Source organism: Pikeienuella piscinae, from assembly GCF_011044155.1.
Taxonomy (GTDB): domain Bacteria; phylum Pseudomonadota; class Alphaproteobacteria; order Rhodobacterales; family Rhodobacteraceae; genus Pikeienuella; species Pikeienuella piscinae.
In genome coordinates this window covers 964,631-987,256 of the sequence record NZ_CP049056.1, presented here as the reverse complement: position 1 = coordinate 987,256, position 22,626 = coordinate 964,631, and the positions used below count along the sequence as shown (strand labels likewise).

At 65.4% G+C, this 22,626-nt stretch carries 17 protein-coding genes; 8 read left to right on the top strand and 9 right to left on the bottom strand.

The window, feature by feature from the left end; genetic code table 11:
* Positions 1-3: 3 nt before the first annotated feature.
* From upp to G5B40_RS04695, 3 genes are read left to right on the top strand one after another with little or no spacing between them, the layout of a single operon-like run.
* Entirely contained in the window at positions 4-636 is a 633-nt protein-coding gene (upp, locus tag G5B40_RS04705) for a uracil phosphoribosyltransferase (protein ID WP_165095668.1), read from the top strand.
* On the top strand, positions 636-1,979 hold the full coding sequence (locus G5B40_RS04700; RefSeq protein WP_165095665.1) for an 8-oxoguanine deaminase: 1,344 nt from the start codon (positions 636-638) through the stop codon (positions 1,977-1,979). The genes upp and G5B40_RS04700 overlap by 1 nt, the downstream gene beginning before the upstream one ends.
* 3 nt (positions 1,980-1,982) lie before the next feature.
* Entirely contained in the window at positions 1,983-2,855 is an 873-nt protein-coding gene (locus G5B40_RS04695; RefSeq protein WP_165095662.1) for a DMT family transporter, read from the top strand.
* 6 nt (positions 2,856-2,861) lie between these two features.
* Here G5B40_RS04695 and G5B40_RS04690 read toward each other — a convergent pair whose 3' ends face one another.
* Both G5B40_RS04690 and guaD read right to left on the bottom strand, forming a co-directional pair.
* The gene (locus tag G5B40_RS04690) at positions 2,862-3,887 is read right to left on the bottom strand and encodes a molybdopterin-dependent oxidoreductase (protein ID WP_165095660.1); all 1,026 of its coding nucleotides are present in this window, start codon (positions 3,885-3,887) and stop codon (positions 2,862-2,864) included.
* Positions 3,884-5,185, bottom strand: coding sequence for a guanine deaminase (gene guaD / locus G5B40_RS04685; protein ID WP_165095657.1), 1,302 nt, complete (start codon positions 5,183-5,185; stop codon positions 3,884-3,886). Before guaD ends, G5B40_RS04690 begins: the two co-directional genes overlap by 4 nt.
* Positions 5,186-5,357: 172 nt before the next feature.
* On the opposite strand from guaD, the gene G5B40_RS04680 reads away from it, so the two are divergent.
* Together G5B40_RS04680 and G5B40_RS04675 are read left to right on the top strand one after the other, a co-directional pair.
* On the top strand, positions 5,358-6,590 hold the full coding sequence (locus G5B40_RS04680) for a CaiB/BaiF CoA transferase family protein (protein WP_165095654.1): 1,233 nt from the start codon (positions 5,358-5,360) through the stop codon (positions 6,588-6,590).
* Positions 6,587-7,129 (top strand): gamma carbonic anhydrase family protein, encoded by a 543-nt coding sequence (locus G5B40_RS04675; RefSeq protein WP_165095651.1) that lies wholly within the window; start codon positions 6,587-6,589, stop codon positions 7,127-7,129. Before G5B40_RS04680 ends, G5B40_RS04675 begins: the two co-directional genes overlap by 4 nt.
* Before the next feature lie 10 nt (positions 7,130-7,139).
* On the opposite strand, the gene G5B40_RS04670 is transcribed toward G5B40_RS04675, so the two are convergent.
* Together G5B40_RS04670 and G5B40_RS04665 are read right to left on the bottom strand one after the other, a co-directional pair.
* Entirely contained in the window at positions 7,140-7,598 is a 459-nt protein-coding gene (locus G5B40_RS04670) for a DUF302 domain-containing protein (RefSeq protein WP_165095648.1), read from the bottom strand.
* Between the two features lie 14 nt (positions 7,599-7,612).
* Positions 7,613-8,830, bottom strand: coding sequence for a YeeE/YedE family protein (locus G5B40_RS04665; RefSeq protein WP_165095646.1), 1,218 nt, complete (start codon positions 8,828-8,830; stop codon positions 7,613-7,615).
* A gap of 208 nt (positions 8,831-9,038) precedes the next feature.
* Here G5B40_RS04665 and G5B40_RS04660 point away from each other — a divergent pair, with 208 nt between their 5' ends.
* From G5B40_RS04660 to G5B40_RS04650, 3 genes are read left to right on the top strand one after another with little or no spacing between them, the layout of a single operon-like run.
* The gene (locus G5B40_RS04660) at positions 9,039-10,604 is read left to right on the top strand and encodes an OpgC family protein (protein ID WP_165095643.1); all 1,566 of its coding nucleotides are present in this window, start codon (positions 9,039-9,041) and stop codon (positions 10,602-10,604) included.
* An 11-nt stretch (positions 10,605-10,615) separates the two neighbouring features.
* Positions 10,616-11,368, top strand: a complete 753-nt coding sequence (locus tag G5B40_RS04655; RefSeq protein WP_165095640.1) for a RibD family protein — start codon at positions 10,616-10,618, stop codon at positions 11,366-11,368.
* Positions 11,368-11,907 carry a cytochrome b gene (locus G5B40_RS04650; protein WP_165095637.1) on the top strand — a complete coding sequence of 180 codons (540 nt, stop codon included), beginning with the start codon at positions 11,368-11,370 and terminating at the stop codon, positions 11,905-11,907. Before G5B40_RS04655 ends, G5B40_RS04650 begins: the two co-directional genes overlap by 1 nt.
* Before the next feature lie 14 nt (positions 11,908-11,921).
* On the opposite strand, the gene G5B40_RS04645 is transcribed toward G5B40_RS04650, so the two are convergent.
* From G5B40_RS04645 to G5B40_RS04625, 5 genes are read right to left on the bottom strand one after another with little or no spacing between them, the layout of a single operon-like run.
* Entirely contained in the window at positions 11,922-15,794 is a 3,873-nt protein-coding gene (locus G5B40_RS04645; RefSeq protein WP_165095634.1) for a hypothetical protein, read from the bottom strand.
* A gap of 7 nt (positions 15,795-15,801) precedes the next feature.
* Positions 15,802-18,048, bottom strand: coding sequence for a hypothetical protein (locus tag G5B40_RS04640; protein WP_165095632.1), 2,247 nt, complete (start codon positions 18,046-18,048; stop codon positions 15,802-15,804).
* A 25-nt stretch (positions 18,049-18,073) separates the two neighbouring features.
* Positions 18,074-20,257: a heme-binding protein gene (locus G5B40_RS04635; protein WP_211907411.1), complete on the bottom strand. Its 2,184-nt coding sequence runs from the start codon at positions 20,255-20,257 to the stop codon at positions 18,074-18,076.
* Positions 20,254-20,679: a hypothetical protein gene (locus tag G5B40_RS04630; protein WP_165095629.1), complete on the bottom strand. Its 426-nt coding sequence runs from the start codon at positions 20,677-20,679 to the stop codon at positions 20,254-20,256. The genes G5B40_RS04635 and G5B40_RS04630 overlap by 4 nt, the downstream gene beginning before the upstream one ends.
* A gap of 55 nt (positions 20,680-20,734) precedes the next feature.
* Positions 20,735-22,618, bottom strand: coding sequence for a cytochrome c3 family protein (locus tag G5B40_RS04625; protein ID WP_165095627.1), 1,884 nt, complete (start codon positions 22,616-22,618; stop codon positions 20,735-20,737).
* Positions 22,619-22,626 lie beyond the last annotated feature (8 nt).

Genomic DNA, 22,626 nt, shown 5'->3' with positions numbered 1-22,626 from the left:
GTCATGAGCGACACCCTGACCCTGGTCGATCACCCGCTTGTGCAACACAAACTCTCGCTGATGCGGGACAAGGAGTGCTCGACGGCGAAGTTCCGTCGGCTTCTGCGGGAGATCAGCCAATTCCTCGCTTATGAGGCGCTGCGCGATCTACCGCTGACGACGCGCAGGGTGGAGACGCCGATGGAGGCGATGGACGCGCCGGTTCTGGAGGGAAAGAAGCTCGTCTTCGTCTCGATCCTGCGGGCGGGCAACGGATTGCTCGACGGGCTTCTGGAACTGGTGCCGGGCGCCCGCGTCGGTTTCATCGGGCTCTATCGCGATCCGGAGACGCTGCATCCGGTGGAGTATTACAAGAAGCTGCCTGGCGAACTTGGCGCGCGCCCGGTTGTGCTGGTCGATCCGATGCTGGCGACCGCGAATTCCGCCATCGCGGCCATTGACAATGTGAAGCGAGCGGGGGCGAAAGATGTGCGGTTCATCTGCCTGCTTGCGGCGCCGGAAGGCGTGGCGAAGATGGCGCAGGCGCATCCGGACGTGCGCATCTACACCGCCGCGGTCGACAGTCATCTTAACGATCACGGTTATATCGTGCCCGGCCTCGGCGACGCCGGCGACCGGATGTTCGGAACGAAATAGTGGTCACCCTGCTGCTCCGCGGCGCGGCCGCCCTGGTGTCGGAAGGGATGGCCGGAGAAATCGCGGATGGCGGGCTTTTCGCCCGCGACGGCGTGATCGAGAAGGTCGGGCCGGCGGCGGACCTGCCGACCGACGCCGACGAGATTGTCGAGGCGCATGGCGGCGTCGTGACGCCAGGACTCGTCAACACCCATCATCATCTCTTTCAGAACTTCACCCGCGCCGTTCCCGCCGGCGTCGATGCGCCGCTTTTCGGTTGGTTGCGCGCGCTCTATCCGATCTGGGCGCGGTTGGGGCCGGAGCATATCCGGGTCTCCACGCTTGTCGGTCTTGGAGAACTGGCGCTTTCCGGTGCGACGACAGTGGCGGACCATCTCTATCTCTTTCCAAATGGCGCGCGGCTGGACGACGCGATCGACGCGGCGCGCGAAACCGGGATTCGCCTGCATGCGACGCGTGGCGCGATGTCCATCGGTGAGAGCGACGGGGGCTTGCCGCCGGATGCGCTGGTCGAGAGCGAGGCGGCGATCCTCAGGGACAGCGCCCGCGTGGTGGACGCGTTTCACGACTCGACGCCGGGCGCGATGCTCCGTGTCGGCCTTGCGCCCTGTTCGCCGTTCTCGGTGAGCCGCGATCTGATGCGCGACGCCGCGGCGCTCGCCCGGGAAAAGGGAGTGATGCTCCACACTCATCTCGCCGAGAACGCCGAGGACGTGGCTTATTCGCTGGAGAGGTTCGGCTGCCGGCCTGGTCAATACGCGGAAGATCTGGGCTGGATCGGCGCGGATGTCTGGCACGCGCATTGCGTGAAGCTGGATGCGGATGAGATCAGGCTCTTCGCTCACAGCGAAACCGGCGTTGCGCATTGCCCATGCTCGAATTGTCGGCTCGGGAGCGGAATCGCGCCGGTTCGGGCGATGCTCGACGCGGGGGTCAGGGTCGGGTTGGGTGTGGATGGTTCGGCGTCGAATGACAGCGCGGATCTCATGGCCGAAGCGCGCCAGGCGATGCTGTTGCAACGCGTCGCCAACGGCGCGGAGGCGCTGAAGACGCGAGAGGCTCTCAGCCTCGCGACGGCCGGCGGCGCATCGGTTCTGGGACGCGACGATCTCGGCTCGCTGGCGCCGGGCAAGCGCGCGGATTTCGTCGTCTGGCCGACCGATTACGACGGCGCGGCCGGCGCATGGGACCCGGTCGCCGCGCTGGTGCTCTGCGCGCCGGTGCGCGCGCGCCATGTTTACGTCGAGGGCAGGGCCGTCGTGCGGGACGGCCGCGTCGTGAGTTTCGATTATGGCGGCGCCCTTCGCCGGCATCGTGAACTCGCATCCGAATTGAGAGCGTAGAACGTGCGCGACCCAAGCCTGACGATCGGATTGTTGAGCGCCCTGGGCGTCATTGCGATCTGGTCGGGCTTCATCGTCATTTCGCGCGCCGGCGTCACCTCCGGCCTTACGCCTCATGACGTTGCGGCGGTGCGCTTCATGGTTTCGGGTGCGATTATCCTGCCATTCCTGCGCAAATGGTGGCCGCTCCATCTGCCGCTTGGCGCGCAGATCGTGCTGGCGTTGTCGGGACCGGGCGCGCTTTATTCGCTGTTGCTTTACGAGGGCCTTTCGAACGCCTCCGCGGCGTTCGGCGGCGTGTTCGCCAACGGTTCGATCCCCATTTTCACAATGCTGCTGATGTTTGTGCTTGCAGGTGAGCGGCCGGGGCGCTGGCGGCTGTTCGCGGTGACGATCATCATCGTCGGCGGCGCGCTCCTCGGTTTCGGTGGGGCGATGAGTGGCGGCGACGACATGATAGTCGGCGCCGCGCTCTTTCTGACCGCGTCGGCGGTCCTCTCCGTCTACCTTGTCGGCGTCCGGCTCTGGAGCGTCACGCCGCGCCAGGCGTTGGCGGTGGTCACCGGGCCAAGCGCGCTGCTCTACCTGCCGCTCTGGTGGCTGGCGCTGCCATCGACAATGGGGACGGCCGCGCCGTCCATGATCGCTCTTCAGGCGCTGTATCAGGGCCTGGGGCCGGGGGTCCTCGCCGTCGTCCTTTTCGCGCTGACGGCGCGCCATCTCGGCCCGACGCCAACGGCCGGCGTCTCCGCCACCGTGCCGGCTACGGCCGCTCTTCTCGCGGTGCCGGTGCTTGGCGAGATTCCGACAGCGCCGGAATGGGTCGGAATCGCGGTGGTCACGGCAGGGCTATATCTGCTGCTCCGGCGCGCCTAGGACCAGTCAGGGGGCCGCTGCGAGCGCCGCTTCGAGATACCTGCGATTCGCGTCGGTCAGGCTGGCGAGCTGTTCGGGCGAGAGAAGCGTCTGCGCGTCGACGATCGCGCCGCGTCCGCCATCCTCGTCCACGAAGCGCGCGCCGAAGACCTGCGCGCCCGAGAAGTCGACCGAGCGCAGATCGGCGCCGACGAAGCTCGTCCCGTTGCAGTTGGCGTCGCGGAAATCCGCGTCCACCATGTCCGCCTCCTCGAAGCTGCCGCCCGAGACCATCGCCTCGCGGAAATCCGCCGAGCGGAGCTTTGCGCCGACAAAGCGACAGTTCCGGATCACCGCCTTCGCCGCGTCGAGGCCGCCGAGCGCCTCGCCGGAAAAATCGACGCCGAGCAGATCGCGCTTGCCAAGCGATTTGCGCTCGATCATGCGCTCGCGGAGGTCGGGCGGGATATTGCCGGTGATGAAGCGCTCTTCCGCCCAGGGATCCGCGTTGTCGTGATAGCCTGGTCCCGCCTCCCAATAGCCGAGCTTGTTCTCCTCCCGCAGTTCGATCTCTTCCAACCATTTTACGGATTTGTAGAAATAGCGTCCCGGCGTCACGATCCGCACCGGCCCGCCATGGACCTCCTCGAGCGGCTCGCCCTCGGCGTCGAAAGTGATGAGGGGTTGCAGCTCCTCGCATAGCGGCAATGTGAGCGAGGTGTCGTGCGCGCGCTCCGATCGCGAAATGAAGCGCACGAAGCGCGCCTCCGGCTTCGGCCCCGCTTCCTCGATCAGCTTCATCAGCGGAAAGCCCGAAAAGCTGCGATCGTATTTCGACCAGCGCGTGACGCAGTGAATGTCGAGAACGACGTCCTTTCGCGGGCGCCTCATCAGTTCCTCCAGCGGGATCTCCAGCGGTCGCTCGACGGCGCCGGTGACCCGGATCGCCCATGGCGTGTCGTCGTCGCGCGGCCCGGTCTCGCCGAGAATCGGCCAGTTCTCCGGCCGGCGGATAAGGCCCTGTCCGGGCGGTAGGCGGGGTTTCTCGTTCATGCGTAGCAGCCTTTCGTAGGGTGACCTGCGATCCATGTCTCGGAGATTGCGCGGTCGTCGCCAAGGATGACCAGCGCGAAGAGGATGTCAAAAATATCTTTGGCCCGCGCCGTTCGCTGCGCCAGCACGGGCGTCGCCGCGGGATCGAGCGCGATGATGTCCGCCGCGGCGCCCGGGGCGAGCCGGCCGATCGCCGGCCGGCGCATCGCCCGCGCCGAACCCGCGGTCGCCAGCCAGAAGAGCTGCGCCGGATGCAGCGCGCGGCCGCGAAGCTGCGCCACCTCATACGCCGCCTTCATCGTCGCCAGCATCGAGAATGACGAGCCGCCGCCGGTATCCGTCGCGAGGCCGACCTCGACCCCCGCCGCCTTCAGTCCGGCGACGTCGCAAAGGCCGGAACCGATGAACGTGTTCGATGTCGGACAATGCGCCACGGCGGCCCCGGTTTCGGCCAGCGCCGCCGTTTCGCGCGCCGTCAGATGGATCGAATGCCCCATGATCGCACCCGGCCCGCAAAGACCGTGTCGCTGATAGACGGCCAGATAATCCTCATCATCCGGAAACAGCTGGCGCACCCAGTCGATCTCCTCCACCTGTTCGGAAAGATGGGTCTGCATCGACAGATCCGGATGCTCCGCCCATAGCGCGCCCGCGGCCGCGAGTTGCGTTTCGCTCGATGTCGGTGCGAAACGCGGCGTGACGGCGTAGGCCAGTCTGCCGCGCCCGGACCAGCGGTCGATCAGCGCCTTCGACTGATCGAAGCCGGATTGCGCATCGTCGCAAAGCCCCGCGGGCGCGTTCCGGTCCATCATCACCTTGCCGGCGGTGATCGCCATGCCGCGCGCCTCGGCGGCGGAAAAGAGCGCGTCGACGCTTTCGGGATGGATCGTGCAATAGGTCGCGGCGGCGGTTGTCCCGTTGGCGGTCAGCAGATCGAGATAGTCTGAGGCGACGGCCGCGGCGTGGGCCGGATCGGCGAATCGCATCTCCTCGGGAAAGGTGTAGCGGTTCAGCCAATCGATCAGGCGCTCGCCCCAACTCGCGACGATCCGGGTCTGCGAATAGTGGTTGTGGCAATCGACGAACCCGGCGGCGAGGATGTGATCGCCGCAGTTTACGCGCGCCGCATGGGGATGCGCGTCGATCAGCGCCGCCGCTTCCGCCACCGCCTCGATCCGCCCGGCGCGCACAAGAACGCCGCCGCGCCGCCGCCAGACGAGCGCATCATCGGGCGGCGCGTCGAAAGGATCGGCGTTGAAGCTGATTGTCTGTCCGAGAAGCAGCGTCTCGCTTTCCATGGCTGACGAGTAGCCGATGCGGCGCGCTCCGCCAATGGGCGGATTCCGCGCATCGAACGGATGCGGCGTCCCCGGCGAATATCCGTTTGATCGCGGCGCCGATCTCGGCGAAGGAGAGTGGCCGGCGCGGTGACGATCCGCGAGAGGGCAAGCGCAAGAGCGGAGGAATCGCATGACGGATCTGGACAGGGATTTTCGGGACGGGCCGCTGACCGGTCTCAAAGTGCTGGACCTCAGTCGTATCCTCGCCGGGCCGACAGCGGCGCAATTGCTTGGCGACCTCGGCGCCGACGTGATCAAGATCGAGCGGCCGGGCAGGGGGGACGACACGCGCGGCTGGGGACCGCCCTTCGTAAAGGACGCGGATGGGAACGATACGCGCGAGAGCGCCTATTATCTCTGCGCCAACCGCAACAAGCGGTCCGTGGCCGTCGATATGGCGAACCCCGCGGGCGCAGCGCTGCTCGCGGATATCGCCGCGCGCTCCGATGTCGTGATTGAGAATTTCAAGGTCGGCGACCTGAAACGCCGGGGGCTGGACTACGAAACCCTCGCCGCGCGCAATCCCGGTCTCGTCTATTGCTCGATCACCGGATTCGGGCAGACCGGCCCCTACGCGCCGCGCGCCGGCTATGATTTCCTTATCCAGGGCATGGGCGGCATCATGTCGGTGACGGGGGACGCGGAAGGTCAACCGACCAAGGTCGGCGTCGGCATCGCCGACGTGATGACGGGTATGTACGCGGTGACGTCGATCCTTTCCGCGCTCAGGGTGCGGGATGCGACCGGGCGGGGCCAGCAGATCGACCTCGCGCTTTTCGATACGCAGATTTCCTGGCTGATCAACCAGGGGCTCGACTATCTGACGGCGGGGACGACGCCCGTCCGGCGCGGCAACGCCCATCCGACCGTTGTGCCTTATGAGACGTTCCCCGCCTCCGACGGCTGGTTCATCATCGCCGTGGGCAATGACGGGCAGTTCGCCAAATTCGCCGCCGCCGCCGGGCGAGAGGAGCTTTCGGCCGATCCGCGCTTCGCCACCAACCCCGCCCGCGTCGTCAACCATGACGCGCTGATCGAGATCATGCGCGAGATCACCCGGACGCGAACGATGGCGGAATGGATGACGCTGTTGACCGGTGTCGGCGTGCCGGTCGGGCCGGTGAATACGATCCCCGACGCGATCAACGATCCGCATGCGCTGGAGCGGGGCTCGCGCGTCCGTCAGGACCACCCGGTCGCGGGCAAGGGCTATGTTGAGACGCTCGGCAATCCCGCCAAGCTTTCCGCCACGCCGGTAACCTATCGCCGTCCGCCACCTATGGTCGGCCAGCACACCGATGAGGTGCTGGCGGAACTCGGCTTCGATGTCGCGGCGTTGCGTGACAAGGGCGCGGTCGGATGACCCCGCATATCGGCCCCGACGTGAAGGGCGCGGAGCGTGCGGCGTTCATCCATCCGACCGCGCTCCTGCACGGGCGAGTGACGCTTTCGGACGGGGTCTCCGTCTGGCCCTATGTGGTGACGCGGGCGGAAATGCATGAGATCAGGATCGGCGCCCGCACCAATCTCCAGGATCACGTCATGGTCCATGTCGGGTATTCCACCCCGACGATCATCGGCGCGGATTGCTCGATCACTCACCGGGTCGTTCTCCATGGCTGCGAGATCGGCGACCGGTGCCTGATCGGTATCGGGGCGACGGTGATGGATAGCGCGAAGATCGGCGCCAACTCCATCGTGGCCGGCCACGCGATCGTTTCGGAAGGCGCCGAATTTCCGGAAAACTCGATCATCGCCGGGGTGCCCGCGAAACTGGTGAAGACTCGCGATAACAGGGCGGCGAACCTGATGAACGCGCGTTTCTATCACATCAACGCGCTGAACTACGCGCAGGGAATCGAGCGTTTCTCGGCGGCGGATCTGAAGAAGATAGCGGGGTAGGGGCCGTCGCTCATTCCGCCGCCGTCTTTGCGATGGATTCGAAGATCGGGTCGAGGTCGAGCGCGATTCTCATCACCTCCGGGCTTTCCAGCGCGTAATGCGAGAAGATGAAGCTCGGCGTCTTGTAGCTCAGCGTAGCGGTCCCATCCTCCTGTTCCGTGACATAGAACCGGATCGGGGCTTCGATCATCGCGGATTCCGACGCTTCGAGCATCCTTACTGCAAAAATATTATTGTAGACGCCGATCACCCGGTTCCCCGGAATCGTGACGCCGCGGGCGGCGGCGGCCTCGGTCGGGCCGGCTTCGGTGACGACGCCCATTTTGTTGGCCCTTGCGGCGGATTTTACCCGATCAATAAGCTCCTGATAGGAGTAGCGGGTCTCCATGACGACCCAGCCGTCGCGCTCTACAGGACTGGAGACGGCGGCGGTTGCGAATAGCGCGGAGGCGATCAGAAGTATGCGCATGTGGTGTGTCCTCCCTATGCGTGTCCGGGTGCGAGCGGCGAGTCGATCGACAGCCGCGCCCGAAGTCCGGTTCCGACGCATGAGCCGGCGAAGCCCCAGATGAGCCACCACCAGCCGTGGAGCGAGCCCGAGACCAGCCCGCCGAGATACGCGCCGATATTGCAACCATATGCGAGACGCGCGCCATAGCCCATCATCAACCCGCCGATGATCGCGGTGACGATATCGCGCGTGGAAAGCGTGAAGGCCGGCGCCCATTTCCCGGCCAAGGCCGCCGCCGCCATCGCCCCCGCAATAATCCCGAAATTCATCACCGATACGCCGTTGGCGAAGGCTGATTGCTGTAACTGCCCGACCCGCCAGCCGGACCAATAGGGTGAAGCGATGACGTCGAAATCGAGCGCGAGCGCGATCTTCGCGCCCCAGAGTGCGAATCCGGAGGTGACGCCCCAAGGCTGGCCGAGGGAGAGCAGCGCGCCGATGCCGACCAGCGCCAGGGCGACGGCGCCGAGGCGCGGCGACCACGGGCCGCGAAGAAGGTCCTTCGTCGTCCGCGAGGGCGCCAGCGCGCCATGCGCGCGTCGCTCGACGATGGCGGAGATGAGCGCAATGGCGGCGAGCGCCGCGCCGGTCAGCGCCATCGCGCCCAGCGCGCCAAACTCCGCGATCAGCGAGACGCCGCGATTGTCGTTCAGCCGCGCTGTGAGCACGGATTTCGCGATGGCGAGCGCGGGGTGCGCGTCGGGCGTCGCCGGCGCAGTCCAGAACGCCCAGTGCATTGTGGCGAAAAACGATCCGGCGATGAAGAAGACGAGAACGAGCGCCATCCGCACGGAGCCGCCGCCAGTGGTGAACAGCGTGCCCGAGGCGCAGCCGCCGGCAAGCTGCATTCCGATCCCGAAAGCGAAAGCCCCGATGGCGGAGGAAACGCCCATCGGCAGGATATACCCACGCGCCTCCAGCCCGATCAGCCCGCCCCAGGCGAGCAACGGAAAGGCGACGAGGCAGGTGAGGCCGATCAGCAGCATTTGCGCGCGAAGCCCGCCGCCGCGTCGCTCCCGCACCGCCTGACGCCATGCCGCCGTGAAGCCGAAACTGGCGTGATAGAGCGCGAAGCCGGCGCCGCCGCCGATCAACGCCGCGATCGCGAATGCGGCGCCCTTCTCGCGAAAGGCGAATGTCGCGATCAGGGCAAGGGCGAGCAGCGCCACGACAAGGGGCGTTCGGTGCATGGATTTGATCCGGACCAGGGCCGGAACTATCTATGAACCGGTTCGTTCTCCTGCGGAATACGCGATCACCGGCTTGTGTGCGAGCGGCGCGGAGGTCCTCACTTATGGGTGAAGCGATGGCTGATGGCCGCGCAGGGGCCGCATTTCCCCTGTAGAAAGGGTTTCGCATTGGAGGAAAGGACCGGCGCGCGTGGCGAGAGGATTTGAAATGACCGCGGACGGCAGGAGGCCGCGAGACCTGCGGCTGGATTTCTTTCGCGGACTCGCGATGTTCATCATTCTGCTTGCGCATACCCCGGGCAATACTTGGACCCTGTGGATTCCGGCGCGCTTCGGCTTCTCTGATGCGACCGAGATCTTCGTCTTCTGCTCGGGGATGGCGTCCGCGCTCGCTTTCGGGGCGGTTTTCGCCGAGCGAAGCTGGGCGCTTGGCGCGGCGCGCGTCGCTTACAGGGTCTGGCAGGTCTATTGGGCGCATATTGGCGTATTCTTCGCGACCGCGCTGCTGATGGTGATGCTGGATCGAACGGGACTCGGGCCTGAGGGCGCCGTCTATGCCGATTGGTGGCCGGTTTCGGGCCTGTTTCACCATACGAAGGTCGCGTTGGTCGGGCTGTTCACGCTCACCTATGTGCCGGGTCTCTTCGATATCCTTCCGATGTATCTCGTGATCCTCGCGATGATCCCGGTCGTCATGCTGGCGCACCGGTTCGGCGGGACATATGCGGTGTTCGGCGTCGTCACGGCGCTGTGGTTTGCGGCGCAACTCGCGCTCTGGCGGCGCGCCCTCGACGGCGCGGAGACGCATATGCTGGGCGAGGGGCTGGCTGCGCTTGGCGGCGCCTTCTCCTTCCTTGCGCTGCCGTCCAATCCCTGGGGTGATGGAACCTGGTTTTTCAATCCATTCGGCTGGCAACTGGTGTTTTTCACTGGATTCGCCCTCGTCATGAAGTGGTTGCCGACGCCGCCGGTGAAGCGCGGTCTGGTCATCGCGGCGATCGTCTATCTTGCGTTCAGCCTGCCTTTCGCCTGGTTCAAGATCTATGGCGACGGTTATCTGCCAGCAGACTGGGCCCTGCGAATCCGGATCTCCGAAGCGCGCGATTTCATGTCGCCGCTGATCGAAAAATCCGGCATCGGACCGTTGCGCTACCTGCATTTCCTTGCGCTCGCCTATCTCTCCTGGGCGGCGGTCGGGCCAGGCGGCGTGCGGCTCACGACGGGGTGGTCTCCGCCGCCGGCGGTGCGGGGACTAGCTCTCATCGGTGCGCTGGCGGTCCTGGCGATTCTGACCGCGCCCTACGCATATGTCGATGAGATCCGCGCAATTTCGCCTTCGCTCGACGCCTGGTTGCTTGCGCGACTGCAGGGGCTCGGCCTCGTCGCGCATCCGATGCGGATCGGCTTGCTGCAGATCGCGCATCTCGTCGCGTTGCTGATGCTCGCCTGGGCGGCGATCGGGGCTGAGCGACGGAAATGGCTGGCGCGTGACGGGTTCCTCGCCCTGGTGCCGGTGATCCGCAAGGTGGGCACCCAGTCTTTGGCGGTTTTCATGGTGTCGATCCCGCTCAGCCGGTTCAACGGCTGGTGGCTTGACGTGATCGGCAAAGATGTCTGGACCCGCGGGCTGGTCAATCTGACCGGATTTGCGGTGCTGATCGCAACGGCCTATCTCGTCGGCTGGTTCAAGGCGCAGCCTTGGCGACAGCGACAGATCCCACGCGCGCCGGAATCTTCTTCCGGGCCCGTGGCGAACCCGACTCCGGCGGAATAGGCTTCGGCGCGATGAACCTGCTCGCAACGAATCCGACCGCGCCGCTCACGCCGCTCGCTATAGAGGGGCCGGTTGTCGTAGCGCAACTCGGTCAATCACTCGATGGGCGGATCGCGACTGCGACCGGCGCCTCGAAATACATCTCGGGGTTCGAGGCGCTGAGACATCTTCATCGGCTCCGCGCAGAGGTCGACGCGGTTCTGGTCGGCGTCGGCACGCTGATCGCGGACGATCCCGCGCTGACCGTTCGCCACGTCGATGGCCGCCATCCGACGCGCGTGGTGATCGACCCGGACGGCCGGGCGCCTGAGACGGCGCGGATCATGGGCGACGGCGCTGCGGACGTGATCTGCGTCACTCGCCCCGGCGCGGCGGTCCCGCGCGGCGCGCGGGGTATCGCGCTCAACACTGGCGCCGACGGGCGTTTCGCCCCGGCGGCGATCATCGCCGCGCTGCGCGACGACGGTCTTGATCGTTTGCTGGTCGAAGGGGGCGCGGATACTCTGGCGGGGTTCATCGACGCTGGCGCGGTCGACCTTCTCCACGTTCTTGTCGCGCCGATTATCCTTGGTTCGGGCAAGGCGGGGTTTTCGCTTCAGCCGATCGACCAGTTAGACGAAGCGATCCGACCGCCGACCACCGTGCACCTCTTCAACGATGGCGACGTGCTCTTCACATGCGATCTGAGAAAGCGAGAGGCGAGGGGAGCCTCGCTCGCGACTGAAGGGCCTGTGCGCCCGAACACCGGTGAACGGAGCCGCTGATGCCGCGATATTCGCGCGTTCAACGATGGCTGCACTGGGTGATCGCCGCCTTGACGCTGGCCGCTCTCGCGGCGGGGGTGACGCTCGGCAATCTTGGATTTGAAGGGATGGTGGACGCCGTCGGACTGGACGCGACGAACCTCATCTTCAAGTATCATAAGACGCTCGGCATCCTGATTTTTGTCGCGATGGCGGTTCGGCTCGTTTCCCGGCTTCATTATGGAAAGCCAGCTTATGACCCGCCTTTGACGGGATTGGAGCGTCGTTTGAGCGCGGCGGCGCATGGCCTTCTATACGCCGGGCTCCTCGTCATGCCGGTTCTCGGCTGGACGGCGACGGCGGCGAGCGATTTTCCGGTCGAATTCTTCAACTGGCGCCTTCCCGGGCTGATCGGCGTCGACAAGCCGCTCGGCGAGACGCTCTACGCGTTGCACGGGCTTGTGGGGAATTTCCTTATCGCCCTCGTCGCGCTGCATATCGCGGCGGCGCTGAGACATGCGATCATCAAGCGCGACGGCGTCCTTTCCCGCATGATTTAGGCTGGCCGCCCGGCCTAATCCCTCACCCGATAGATGGCGCCGTCCTTCTGGTAGAATGCGCGTTGCTCAGGCTCGTTGAACGGACGAGAGCCAATCCGGCCGAACACCGCGATCTGGTTGCCGTTCTCATCGACGGCCCGGTCGCGCTTCAGCCCCCCTGAGAGCGCGACGGCGGCGCCGTCAGTCTCGTACCAGGCGATCAGCTGGGGCTTCGGCTCGGGGCTAAAGCCGTAGAAGTTCGGCTGGCTGGAAGGCGAGGTGAGTTGCAGCACCTTCAGCCCGTTCCGTCCATCCGCGACATAGCCGAAGAGCGAGGCGTTGGTCGTGCCGATGACGATATCGGTGGCGTCGTTCATGGCCCCGCCGAAATTCTCCTTCATGAAGATCTTCGGCTTCTCGGGGTTCTTCACATCCACGATCACCAGCCCCTCGGCCCCCGCCGCGACATAGGCGTAGGTGCGCGCCACATGAAGGTTGCGCGCGTCCGCTATCGGAACGAAGGCGTCCGGAACGAGGAACGGCGTCTCCTGGTTGGTCACGTCGATAACGTTGAGCCCGCGCGAGTCGGTGACGAAGAGATAGCGGAACTGATGATCCAGATAGCGCGCGCCCTGCATCGGGATCTCTGCGACGAGGCGTGGGGTCAGCGGCTTGTCGATATTCACCACGACCACGGCGCGGGGCGTCGTGATGTAGACGTATTCACCCCTGACCAGAAGATAGCTCGCCCCGTTCAGCGCTCCGTTCGGATTGAAGGTGACGGCGCGCTCGATAAAGTTATTGCGCGGCTCGCCGTCCTGGAACGTCTCGTTGTCGAAGAGGATGAGCCCCTCCTCGGCGTCGGTGACATAGGCGTATTTGTAGAGCGGGTGGAACGGCTGTTCGAGATTGGTTTCGAACATCAGTTCGGCGCCGTATTTCTCCTGCTTGAAGGGCGCGATCGGCTGCTCGGTGGGCAGGGCGATGCAGGTCGCGTGTTTCGTATCGATATGGGCGTCGTGGCCGAGCGGGCCGAAGGGCGCCGTCAGGATCCGGTCGGATACGCCCTTGTTGCCGATCGAGGCGACATCGTAGACCTGCACGCCGTCGCCCTGTGCGGCATAGAGATATTCCCCACGCAGCTGAAGGCAGCTGACAGTGCCCGGCGCGGATTGCGACGAAACCATGTTGCGCTCGTCCCAGGCCAGCTCCTTGTTCCGGTTCTGCATCATCCGCCAGTCGTCGGGATATGCGTAGCGGTGAAGATAGGAGCCGAAGACCGCCTGCGGCTCCTCCCACTCGGTCACACGCACCGCCTGAAGCCCGCCAACTTCTCCGATATAGGAGTGGTGCCCGATGAAATCGATGAAGTTGGTTCCCTGCAACAGAAGCTGCGCCATGATCGCGTTGTTGTCGTTCTCCTCCGAGATATGGCAGTCGGTGCAGGTTTTCGTTTCCTCCGTCCGCGCCGTGTGCGGGAAATGCGGCGCGAACGCCTGGCTCGAATAGCCGGAGGCGGCGACCGGGGGCTGTTGGACGTAGATCCGCTCCCGGTTGATGTTGGTGGAGGAAAGAACCAGGGCCGAAGACGAACGGATGGGCGCGATGATGCCGCTCTTTACCGGGCCGTGCTTGCCGAGCTGAAAGATCTGGTCGCGCGCGACCTGCGGGTTGTAGGAGGCCCAGTTCCGCGTCTCCAGGCCGTCCTCGTAATGGTGGTGCTCGGTTTTCCAGTTCGCCTCGATCGGCAGATGGCACCCGCCGCAGGACGTGGTCCAGGAGGTGTGACAGGCGAAACAGGCGATTTCCTCGTCATTATGGGCGCGGTTGGACTTCGGGACGTTCCGCCCCCAGTCCATGCTCGTGTCGTTCGGCCCGTCGAGTTTCGCCATCAACTTCGCGCGCGCCGATTTCTCGTTGTAATTCCAGCGGCCGGGCGTCACCGAGCTTCGCACAAGGCTGACGCGCCATTCGAGATCGGGATTGACGATCGAGCGCTGGATCAAACCACCGTTCACCCATTCGAAGCGCCGCTTTCCGTCCGGATTGCGCAGCAGCGTCAGGTCCTCGCCGCCCGGGCGCGCCGCGGGGCCGGAGGTGCGCAGCGTTGGATACTCGTCCACCGTGCCATGGCAGTCCTTGCAGCGGATCTGCACCGCCTGCGCGACTTCGCCGTGGATGTAGCCGGTGCCGTGCCCGTCCTGGCTGAAATGGCAATCGACGCAGTGCATACCCTTTTCGGCGTGGATCGAGTTCATGTGCACGGCTTTGTCGAATCTCTTCGGGTCGTCGTTGGAGACGACGCCGCCCGCCTTGTCGAGCAGATTGCCCTCCCGGTCGCGCTTGAATACGGCGCGGAAATTCCAACCGTGGCCGTGATAGTCCGCGAACTGGGTGTCGTTCGCGCGCGGGTTCACGTCCTTCCAGACCTCTTCGAGGAAATTGAGGTCGCCCCATTTGCCGACCGCCGCCGCGGCTTCGGGATTGCGGTTCAGTATCTCCCGCATCCGCGCCCAGGGGCCGTATGGCTCTTCAGCATGCGCCTCCTGATGCATGTAGGAGCGCGTCGGCGTCTTCTCTTCCTTGCGGCGGTGCTGGCCGATGTCGCGGTCGCGGCGATTGATCTGGCGGTCGGGCCACATCAACGGCGCGTCGCTCTCGTAATCCCACATCGTGTAGCCGAGATAGGTGTTCAGGAACATGTTCGGCTGGTGCATATGGCAGGACATGCACTGCGATGTCGGGATCGCCGAGGTGAACGCATGGCGGATCGGATGGCCCTTCTCGCCCTTCATCTCGGGGAAATGTTCGCCGTTGATGGTCGGGTCGATCGTCGCGGTCTGGCCCTTGTTGCCATATTTGGCATATTGGCCTGAACTCACCCATTCGCGGTCGTTGGCGTAGGGGACGTGGCAGCCCGAGCAGCCGGAGCTCCGATAGTCGCCCGGCTGGTCATTCGTGCCCATGAACCACATGTGCGGATCGTTCAGACGGGTCTTGAGGATGTTGAGGACCGGGATCGCAATGCGGATGCCGGTCGCCGGGCCGCGGTTGGACTGGCGGATGTCGGGACGGCCCGGCTCTTCGAGCCGCTGCAGCTGGCCGAGCGCGTTGGGCAGGCCGATTTCCGGGAACTGAGTGACGATGTTGCGCCCGCCGCGTTCGAACACGCGGAAGACGTCGCCGGGGGGGATCACCTCCCAGGCCGGCAGCGGGTAGAGCTTCGGCAGTGCGCCACGGTTGATCATCTTTTGGTTGAGCTTGACCGGACTGTCGACGATCGCCGGCTCTCCATCACGGGTAAAGGCCTCGCCCAGCACGTAGCGTTTGAACGGCAGGACGCCGTTATTGTAGGAAGCGCCGCCCCAGAACATCGCTGCGGTCGACATCAGCGAGCGCTCCGCCGCCTGAATCTCGCGCATATGGCAGGCGCCGCAGGATTCCCGCACGACGCGGTAGTCGGACGGGTTGATGAAGCGCAGATACTCGGGGCTCTCCTTGTTGATCAGCGTGTAACTGCGCTTCGGGTTCGCGGAAGTAGGCCAGTGCCAGGTTTCCGGGTAGCGCGGCAAGACATGCGCATGCTCCAGCGCCTCGACATATTCATGCGATCCAGGCGCGGCGGAGGGTTCGCGAAACACCCCGGCGTCGCCGCCATGACAGTCGGTGCAGCCGAGCGCGATGGCGCCCGATATGTGCATGGTCGCGCTGTCGGTCTTCTCATGGCAACTCATGCAGCCGGCGGATTTCACCGCAACCTCCGCCGGAGACTGGCCGGCGGGGGCGGGGGGATACACCGGGTAGTCCCGCTCGACCGGCTTCTCGCCCCCCGCGGCGAATGCGCCGCCGGCGCCGAAGGCGGCCGCGCCGGCGATGGCGATTGCAAAGGCGATGGAGAACCGGGTCATGGCCGCCTCAATAGGTCAGAATGATGTTCGCGAGGACGGAGTAGTAGTAGTCGCGTTCCCCCTGCGCGGCGTAAAGGTCGTTGAACCCCTCGCCCGGCAGGAGCACCGCGCCGGACAGCCGGACCACGAAATTCTGCGTCTGGTAGGGGCGCCAGATTGCAGCAGCCGACAGATCGAGGCCGATATCGTTGTCGATGCTGCCCTGGTTGCGCAGCGTCTCCAGCGAGGAAGTGTCGTCGAACCACATGTAATTGGCGTTGCCCGATATGCGGAATGACGGCGCCAAATCGAAATCCGCTCCGGCGCCGACCAGCAGGATGCCGGGGTTCACGAACTGCGACTGGCCATGCTCCTTGGAGGGGCGAAGCGAGGGAAGAACAGCGTTTCTTGAGGAGAGGCCAGTGCCGCCGCCGCCGATCAGCGGTATCTGCTGGCGGATCCAGTAGCTGGTGTCGCCGCCGGCGAATTGCGGGTTCTCGAAAATCGCGTCGAAACCGCCCTGCTTGTTGTCATAAGGATCGCTGTCGCCAGAGGCGTAGAGGCCCGAAAGCCGCCAGCGCGCCCAGTCGAAATCCATCGAAAGCTCGGCTGCGGCGAAGAACGCGGAGATCGTTGAGGATTCGTCCGTGAAGACGTTGTCGTCATTTCCGAACGCGTAGTAGCCGGAGCCAGTGAGATTCACGCGGCCGATCCGACCATCGACGTTGTAGCCAAGATAGACCACGTCGTAATCGCGCCCGCGCTGAGAGCCGAAGGAGGCCGGGCGCGCCAGAAAGCCGTTGTCGTCAAAATAGCGGTCATCGCCCTCACGGTTGCGGTTGTAGATCGCCGTCGCCTGGCTGGTGACGCCGAGGATGGGGAAGTCTTGCCGGTAGACATTGGCGATGAACACATCGTCTTCGCGCGGGGTCTTGAACGCCTCGTTCAGGCCCGAATTCGTGTCTTTCTCAAGCCGCCGGAACCAGGCGAGGTTGTACTGCCAGAGATTGTTGTCCCAATTGCCGAAAAACCGCACGCCAAGTTGGTTGTCCTGAAAGAGGAAACCACGAAAATCCGAGCTGAAGGGCTGGATGCCGGCGCGGATCGAGTAGAAATCATACCGGTCGGTGATATTCGCGATGTGATAATCGACAAAAAGCTCCTGAATGCCGTAATGCGAGTCGAAGCGGTCGGTCCCGGTGGTCGGGTCGGCGCGGAGGATGCGCCGCTCCTCCACATCGGCATAGTTTGCGTTGAGAACGCCGGTATAGCGGAACTCGATATCCTGCGGCCGGAAGGCGGTGTCGCCGTTCACCAAGCTGAAGCCGTGGATGAAGTTCTGATTGAAGAGAAACTGGTCCGGCTTGCCGAAAATGTCGTTCGTGCCGGACCGGGACGTGGTTTGAACGCCGGTCGGCGTCGGGAAGCTTCTGGGCTCGAACACCGTGTCGGAAATGCCCAGCAGGATGATGAAGCAATCGGTCTCGCTTTCCCCGAGGAGCGGCTCGAGGAACGGGAAGCAACTGCCCTCCCAGATCGGCTTGTCGCCTTTCAGGGTGTTGTGATCGTAAGGATCGTAGGGGTTGTCCTTGACCAGATTGAGCGTGTCCGCGAGCCGCCAGCGATCGGGCACAGGGATGAAGTCGTCCGGCCCTGCGGCCCGCGGCGGCGGCAGCGGCACCGCGAGCGGGTCGACATAGGGTTCGGGTTCGAGCGGCGTTACCCCGACGCCGGGCGGCGCGATCCGCCCGTCGGCGGAACGTTGCAGATCGGGAGGGGGCAGGTCTTCTGTCTCCCCCGTAAGGAGCACGCGGTCGTTGAGGATGAAGCCGCCGGGGCGGATCTGCGGCCCCGGCATCCCGGCGCCAGGGGCGGGGACGTTGGTCGTCTCGATCCCTTCTTCGTCGGGCGCGCGGCGCCAGTCGCTTTCGACGTCCGGAACATCGCCGGCCGGGGCTTCCCCGGGCGCGGGGGCTGTCGACTCGTCCGTTCGCCCTGTAAGCCCGCCGGGTCGCGACCGGCCGTCTGCGTCGATCTCATCCTCGACGGGCGCGACCGTCTCCGGCAGGCTGTCGGGCGTCGACTGACGCACGTCCGGACCGGTGTTCCGTCGCAGGACCTGGCTGAAGCCGAAGATTTCCTTCTGCCCGTCAAGGGGGGCCGCGTTGAGGCGCGTATCCCGCGCCTCCACCGACCCGGCAATCCCGGCGAACAGCGCCGCGGTCGCGGCGACGGTCATCAGGTTTCGGCTGGTTCGGGGGCGAACTGGCGACATTTCTGGTTTCCCTCGTATTTCTCGCTCAGAGTACACGGCAGGGGTTCTGGACATCGCTGTTGATGAACGGCGCGAATGGGCAACTGACATATCGAAGGCGGTTGCCGCCGCCCTGTGCGGGTTGGATCGTGTCGGAGCGGATCGCCGGCGGCGCATGTCCGAGCCCGCCGCCGAGCGCGAGCCCGGCGCGGCGGAGGCCGAGCGCGGAGATCATATCGTCCTGGTCGATCCCGTCGCCGGAAACGCCGATTCCGCCGATCAGCACGTTGTTGCGATAGATCGGCACGGAGCCGGCGAAGATCTGCGCGCCGTTCGCCAGCGCCGCGCGTGGGAAGGCCATCCCGTCGCGTGGGCTGAGACCCGTGCAGCCGACCGGCGTGTCGTTCCCGAGACCGAGAATAAAGAAGACATGGTCGAGAATGTTGGAGCCGATCAGGTCGAACTGAATTCCGGTCGAGAAGGGGGACCAGTTCTTTGTCGTGTCAGGCGAATTGAACGGCCGCGAGAACGGGCCGTTCGGCGAGTCGCTGCCGTTCCGGCGCTCCTGCACCCCGTCCGGAAAGAAGGGGCGGGCGAGGTTGCCGTTGCCGCGGTCGGAAAAGGCGTTCTTGCCGGTGAGCGCATCCGGCGCGATGAACTGTCGCGCCGCCCGGACATAATCCGCAAGCGGCGGAATCGTGACGTTCTGCAGCGCGCCCCCGTTTAGCGGGTCGGGCACCTGCCTGACGCCGCCGGGCACCGCGCTCAATTCCCGTCCCGCTGTGCGCGAAGAGAAGAACATCGCCGTTCTGGCCTTCTGGAGCGAGACGTCGGTGCCGAAGATCGGGCCGTCGGGCGTACGTGCGACGCCGAGAATTTCGCCATTGGTGTCGACGACCGAGACGGACACCTGGATCCGGCTGTTGAAAGGCTTGCGGATCTGCGCCCTTCCGGCGAGCGCGACGCCGAGCGCTTCGTCGATCAACTGAATGACTTCGCGTCGCGTCAGCGCCTTCGAAGCGTCGCCGCCCGGCGCGTCGGTGGCGGCTTTCGGTGAAAAGCGCGGAGCGCCCGCGCCATTGACCAGGACGAACGCGTTCGGATTCTGGAACGGACTGCCCCCCGGCAGACGCGAGGCGGGCATGATGCCGGAGGCGGGCGAGCCGAAGCGGGTGCCGGCCAGCACGTCTCCTGCACCGCCGTTTGTCACGCGGTAGTAGCCCTTTACCGGGACCAGCGAGCCCTGGCTGTTAAGAACAGACGCGAAGCCGGGCGCGGCGTTGGGATTGGAGCGCAGCCGGTCGGTGTCGTCGGTGGTGTCGGTGTAGCGCAGGGTATTGCCCTCCAACGTGATGTTGAAGGCCTTGATCCGCTCCGGCGGCTCGAACCCCGCGGTTCCGGCGAGCGCGATCAACTCATCCTGCATCTCGGCGTCGGAATCGATGTCGGTGACCGAGAGGTCGATCCCGTAAACGCCGTCCGCAATCACGCCGATGCCGCCCACCATCGTGCCGTTCTTGTAGAGCGGAAGGCCGCCGGGATCGGCCGAAAGGCCAAGCGGAGAACGGCGCGGTCCGACCGTGGAGCCGACGACGGTGCCGGCCCCGTTATCGCTGGCGAACCTCGTCGAGAGGTCGGAGCAGGGAAGCTGGCTGAACTGCACTCCGAAAAGTGGGCCGCCGGCCTGCAATTGCTCTCCGGGGTTGAAGTTCTCCTGCACGATCTGGCTCGCCGTGCGGGTGCTGAAGGCGTTGCCGCCGGAAGAAAGATAGGCCCCGGTGATCGCCTTGGCGATCGCCCCGACAGCGGCTGCGCCGGGAATGTTCAGCCCATCAAGACCCGATCCGTCGGCGCCGACCAGGTTGGTGCCGTCGAGCGGGCCCGTGCTGATCCGGCGCGGGGTCTCCGCGATCGCGGACAGTGACGTGATCGCGCCGTTCATCTGGAAAACCGCCAGCACGTTGCCGACTCGATCGACGACCGCGATCGTGGCGGGTGCGCCCTGTGCGTTCGCTTCATTCACCGCCTGGGCGATGATGCGCTGTACATCGGCGCTGGTCAGCCCGACGAGCGGCGGAAAGTCGATCAGCCCGGTGAACTTCGTGCCGGGCGCCGGCGTCGAGCCGTTGTCGCTCCCGGTGTCGGACCCGCCGCCGCCGCAACTGGTGAGGAGCGCCGCCGCGAGCGCGGCGACGATCTTGTGGCGTGCATTTCGAATTCCGAACATCATTCTGCGCGCTCCGCTGCCTGGAACCAGCCGTATTTCAGCCCCGTCGAAGTCCGGTAGGCGAGAGTGATCGTCATCGCGTGAACGCCCGGAGGCGGCGTCTCGAAAATCTTGAACACCAGTTCGTCACCCTCGCGTCGCGCCGCGCTCGGCGCCAGCGTCTCGCGGTTTCCGTTCCATTCCGACCAGAACCCGTCGCGGTCGCGCATCCACATCTCGTTCGAGGAGGCCGGGCGAAGAATGGCGTGAACGGAGATCACCTCGTCGCCCGCCGCGTCGACACGCGCCTCCAGCGCGCCGCCGGGCGCGTAGCTCATGGCGGGCAGCGCGACCCCGTCCGCACTCAGTCGCTCCGCCGCTGCGGCGAAAGCCGGCAGCGCGGCGAGCGCCGAGATCATAATGACGAGACCTGATCGATACCGCATCGGGTTCTCCTTAATCCGCGCGCGTGTCGCGCATTCTCACTTCCGCGCGCGCAACCTATTCGGTTGCTCTCACCACTTCCGTCCGTTCTGCGATGTTTCGCCTCTCAACCATGGCGGCGCCGTGCGGCGGCGACATCGGGCCGTAATCCTCGATATGGAACTCATGGCAGGCCAGACATTCCGAAGACGCTGATGCGCCGGCGTTTTCACCCTTGTGACAACCGCGGCAATCCTCGATCGGCGGCATCAGAACATCCGTGGCGGCCTTGGATGTGGTCGCCTCGTGGCACGATACGCAGTCCATGGCGAAATGCGGCTTGTGGTTGAAGAACGATTTCGGCATCCATTTGCGCTGCAAGAGTGCGCCCTGCACCTTCCATGTCGTCCGGCCGCGCGCGTCCGGTTCGGCCGACGCCTCCGCAACATGGCAATCGCCGCAGAGGCTGACCTCCATGATGCGTTTCAACTCCAACTCGGCCTGCGCGTCGGCCCAGTCGAGCCCTTCAGCGCGGCCGGCGACTCCTAGCGGCGTGCCGGGCCGCCGACGCGCCGCTTCCGGCGCGCCAGGCACGGTCACGCCGCCCTCCAGCACCCGGGCGTAGTAATAATCGTGCACGATTTCCTGCACTTCCGTCGGCCTCGCGTGCGGCAGCTCGCGCAGCGTCTCGATATTCTCCGGCTGAAACACGAGCTCATGACAGTAACCGCAGTCGCGCTCCATCTGGATCGGCCGCATCAGCGCGCCGTCGGCCTGCGGCTGATGGCAACTCTGGCAATTCAAATCCCAGGTTCTGTCGGAGGCCCGCCCAAGCCCGCGCACACCTTCCTTGTTGAGGTGCACGTCATGCGGAAATTTCAGGCCGGATTCCTCCGTCAGCGGGTATTTCGGGTCAAGCGACGACCGTTCGACCGTGGGAACCAGCGCCCCGGCCTCGTTCGTCGCGACGCCGGTGACGAGCGTGGGGCGGAACTGCGGATGTTCGAGAGCAAAATCGGACACATCGAGAAGCGTGGTCGTGGACGCGACGCTTTTCAGGTCCGCGTGGCAGTCGGTGCAAACCGCCGACGCCTCCTCGATCGGGCTTTCGCCGCCGACATGCTCCTTGTGGCAGGCCGCGCAGCGCGCGAGCCGTGGGTCGCCGGCCGCGGCCGCGTGTTGAGCGACGTCGAAATGATCGGCGGTCTCCGCGTGGCAGGCGAGACAGGCGGTGTTGGTCGTCATCTCGAACGGCCGCTGATGGCAGGCGCCGCAATCCTCAGCCAGCCCGGCGTGGACATTGCTCATCGGACCGGAGAGCCACGAGGTCTCCATCGGCGTGAATTTCGGCGCCGCGGGGGGCGGCGTTCCCTCGACGAGACTGGTCCCGAGCGCGACCAGCGTCTGGGCCGCGCCAGGCCGCGCGCTCGCGGGTTCCGGCGGCGTCATGGCGTTGACGATAATCGCGTTCGGGTCGGGCGCATCGCGCAGGAGGATCGTGCTCAAGGGCCAGGCGACGAAGAGCAGCAAAACGGCGACGGCCAGAATCCACGAAAGCCGACGACGCGAGGGCAGGGTCTCCACGATACGCTGGGGCGAGCGGCGCGCCGGGGGAGGGGCTTCGCCCTTCTGCAGCGTGATGGCGTGATCAGCGTGATCCGAGGCGTCCTCACAGCCGATCTCGAACGCGCCGATCCGGCAGGTGACGCCGGGACGCAGCGCCACGCTTTCGACCTTCTTTCGATCGACTTCCAGAAGCGAGCCGCCGACGCCTTCAAGGATCAGCCCATCGGGGCCGGCGCGCAGCGTCGCGTGGTGATAGGCGACATCGACATCCGGCAGGTTGACGTCCATGTCGGAGCCGCGGCCGACACGGAACTCCTCCCCGTTCAGAAGGGTTTCGCGACGGGAGACATCGTCGCTGTCCGGGCGGCGCTTCAAGGTGACGAGAGCTAGACGCATCGGACTGA